The following is a 3,451-nucleotide window of genomic DNA, read 5'->3' on the forward strand; positions in this document are numbered from 1 at the left end:
GGATCGAAGCGGAGCAAACGGAACCGTTCTTCGACGAGCAACTCGCCGTGTTGGTTCTCGTAGCGTTTGTGCAGGGTGATGAAGCATCCGTCGCCGAGTGCCGTGCGTTTGACCGGGGAGATCGACTCGATGGTGAAGTGCGCGGTGACGTGGTCGCCGGGGGTCGTTTCCCGGTGGTACTCGTGCTGAACGTCGGTGGCGACGACCGAGGTGAACTTGTGCTCGTCGAGAAGGGCGAGCAGTCGCGAATATGCGGAGTCCTCGGTGATCTTTGCTGCACGGAGGCGATGCACCTCGCGCCAGCGGCGGTACCCGGCCATCACCCAGGTCGAGATCATGGCCGGCGGGCAGATCACATCGTTGCGGCCTGTTGCGCGGGCCGCTTCTCGATCGACGTAGATGGGATTGAAGTCGTCGTGCGCCTCTGCCCAGTTGCGGATCATGGCCTCGTTGACGGGGTATCGAGCCACCCGCGGGGGTTCGGCCTGCTGTCCGATGAACTGTTCGAATTGCTGGTCCAAGGTGTTCATAGCCCGGAAACCTTTCTTGAGCAAGCGCTTGATGCGGTACGCTAACCAGGGGTAAGTCCGTCCCGGCCGACCGCTCCCACTGAGTTGGAGCGCGGCGGTGTCGAAAGTCGATTCGAGTGACACAGGAGGCGCGGTGGCAAAGGCGACGGCCAGGCGTGAGCAGATCATGGATTTCGCGGCCGAACTCTTCGCGGAAAAAGGGATCGGAGGAACCACTGTCCGCGAGATCGGTGAGCGGGCCGGTGTGTTCTCCGGGAGCCTGTACCACTATTTCCCCTCGAAAGATGCTCTGGTTCAGGAGATCCTGAGCCGATACATGGCCGATATCGAACGCAGGTTCGGCCGAGTGGTCGAGGAAGCCCGCACTCCGTGGGACACAGTGCGGGGGTTGATCCACGAGACTCTCGAGGTGATCGAGACACATCCTCATCCGACAGCCATCTATCAGCAGAACCGTCAGTACCTGCGTGAGCACGGACTGCTCGAGGCAGTGGACACCGCTTCGCGCGAGATGCGCAACCACTGGCTTCGCGCACTGTCCGCCGGGGTCGCCGACGGCACCTTCCGGTCCGACGTTCCCACCGACATCTTCTACCGAGCCGTGCGTGACTCGTTGTGGGCGAGCATGCACTGGCCGAGCCGCGCCGAGTACACCACCGAAGCGTTTACCGATCTGCTGACTACACTCTTCTTCGACGGCTTCGTATTGTCACGCCCTTCTCGCGGCAACGGCCGTCGTATCGAATCCGGTGAGGAACCGGCTGTCGCCGGCAAGTTCCGGTCCGAACTGAGAGCGGACCTCAAATCCGGCCGGCTCACACTCGGCGAGGTATTTCGAAGAGCAGACACGGATGAACTCCTCGGGACGACGAACGTGATGTACGTGCTGGAGTCGCTACCGAAGATCGGCAAATCCAAGGCTCGCGGTATCGCAGAATCCGTCGGAATCGCAGAAAGTGGACAAATTTCCGGTCTCGCACCCTCACAGCGAGCCGACCTTCTGGCTCGAATCCGTTGATGTCCAATCGGGATCGTTTCTGCTCGAGAATCTCTCGATCCTCTTCGCAACGGCGGAGATTCACGGTTCGGTCGTCGCGACCGCTGTTCGACCGGCTCACGACCGTGAACCCGCTCGGTGCGCCGTCATACGAGGAAAGCTGGACGGCCGAGTAATCCGGATCACTTCGAGGTCTCACTGAGTGGTCAAACCGTCATGTATCGGAAAGTGATTCGCCACACTTTGTCGAATCCCCGAACAGCCGTCGGGCTGCCCGTGGCGACATGCCTGGGGGCCGGCCCTCGCGACTGTCCGACTTCCAACAGTGCAGCCCGTACCGGGGCTGCCCAAGTCTGGAGATCAGTTCATGACAAGTACGACAGACAGTCACGACCTGCCTGTTGCGGCGCAATCCGTTCCACGCGGACGTTTCGCTCGCCAACGCCCCGCATGGGTCATCATCGCAGTTCTGGTGGCGGTCGAGATCATCAGCGCCTTCGAGACGTCGATGGTCTTCGCCGCAATTCCGACATTCATTCGTGAGTTCGACAGCGACGCCGCCACCGTGGGTTGGGCGGTGACTGCCTTCCTTCTCGTCGCTGCCGCGTCCGCTGCAGTGTGTGGACGTCTGGGTGATATGTACGGGCGCGAGCGTGTGCTCGTGGTGTTGCTTGCCGCCGCCGCCATCGGCTCGTTCATCAGTGCGATCGGCGACAGCATCGGCAGTATCATCGTCGGCCGCGCCATACAGGGTGTCGCAGGCGCAATTCTCCCGTTGTGTATCGGGGTGGCCCGTGCGCACCTTCCGACCGTGAAGGTGCCCGTTGCCATTGCTCTCATCTCCGGCTCGGCGATTGCCGCAGGCTCGGCATCGCTGCTCGTCGCCGGTGTCATGATCGACTACGCGAGCTGGCACATGATCTTCATCGTGGCGGCGGTGTACGCAATCTTTGCTCTCCTTCTGGTGCTGTTCGTCCTGCCCTGGCAGGTTCCTACCGCCACCACGCAACGAGTCGACTACGTCGGTGCGATCACGTTCGCCCCTGCCATCGCGGCGGTACTGCTCGGCATCAACAAAGCCGGCGCATGGGGTTGGAGTGATCTCCGCACGCTCGGTCTCGTGCTCGGTGGCTCCGGAGTCCTCGCGCTGTGGGTGATGTGGGAACTGCGCGTGACCGATCCGATCGTCAACGTCCGGATGTTCGCGGACCGTAAGTTTGCGCTCACGATGTGTGCGACGGTGGTGATCGCCGCCGGCCCGATGGGTATCAGTACGATGATCATTCCGCTGGTCCTGCAGTCTCCGACCACAGGACCGTTCGGCTTGGGCGTCTCGGCGACCAATGCCGGTTGGCTGTCGTTCATCGGTTCGATGTTCGGCTTCGTCTGCACTCCGCTGAGCGGGCGCATCACGCGCGCTGTGGGTTCGCGGGTATCGATGCTGCTCGGTTCAGCCCTGTTCACCATCGGTAGCGCGATGATCATCGTATTCCACGACTCGATCGTCGGCATGACCGCGATGATCATCACCGTCTCGGTCGCGACCGCATTCGCCTACACCGCACTCCCGAACCTCATCATCGAGGCGGTTCCGGAAAGCAACACCAGCGAGGCGACCGGCACCAACGCGGTGCTGCGCACCGCCGGTCAAGGAATCGGCACCTCGGTCGCAACGGTGCTGCTGGCATCGACAGCAGCCGGCGCCGTCGGCGGGTTGAATCTGGTTGCCACCATGATGATTCTTGCAGGCTTGCTGACGATCGGCTTGACGTTGATGATCCGGCGGGGCAGCGTCTACACAAACGCGTAATCTCGGCCCCGATTTGTAATAGCCAACTGCTGCAGGACAATTGTTCCTGAGAACAGCGCTTCGGAGCCGAGTAGAAGAGCGGTCGCGTAGGGGATCAGGTCGCTGATCGAGCGC

The 3,451-nt window shown here is 61.9% G+C and carries 3 protein-coding genes; 2 read left to right on the forward strand and 1 reads right to left on the reverse strand.

Annotated elements, in window-relative coordinates:
* Nucleotides 1-530, reverse strand: a 530-nt coding sequence (locus R1101_RS0119005; RefSeq protein ID WP_016934919.1) for an FAS1-like dehydratase domain-containing protein, incomplete at its 3' end; no start/stop codon positions are given.
* 133 nt (nt 531-663) lie between these two features.
* On the opposite strand from R1101_RS0119005, the gene mihF reads away from it, so the two are divergent.
* Both mihF and R1101_RS0119015 read left to right on the forward strand, forming a co-directional pair.
* Nucleotides 664-1,548, forward strand: a complete 885-nt coding sequence (mihF, locus tag R1101_RS29760) for an integration host factor, actinobacterial type (protein ID WP_016934920.1) — start codon at nt 664-666, stop codon at nt 1,546-1,548.
* Nucleotides 1,549-1,999: 451 nt separating this feature from the next.
* Nucleotides 2,000-3,337 (forward strand): MFS transporter, encoded by a 1,338-nt coding sequence (locus tag R1101_RS0119015; RefSeq protein ID WP_016934921.1) that lies wholly within the window; start codon nt 2,000-2,002, stop codon nt 3,335-3,337.
* Nucleotides 3,338-3,451 lie beyond the last annotated feature (114 nt).

The organism is Rhodococcus sp. R1101 (assembly GCF_000278445.1).
Taxonomy (GTDB): domain Bacteria; phylum Actinomycetota; class Actinomycetes; order Mycobacteriales; family Mycobacteriaceae; genus Rhodococcus; species Rhodococcus gordoniae.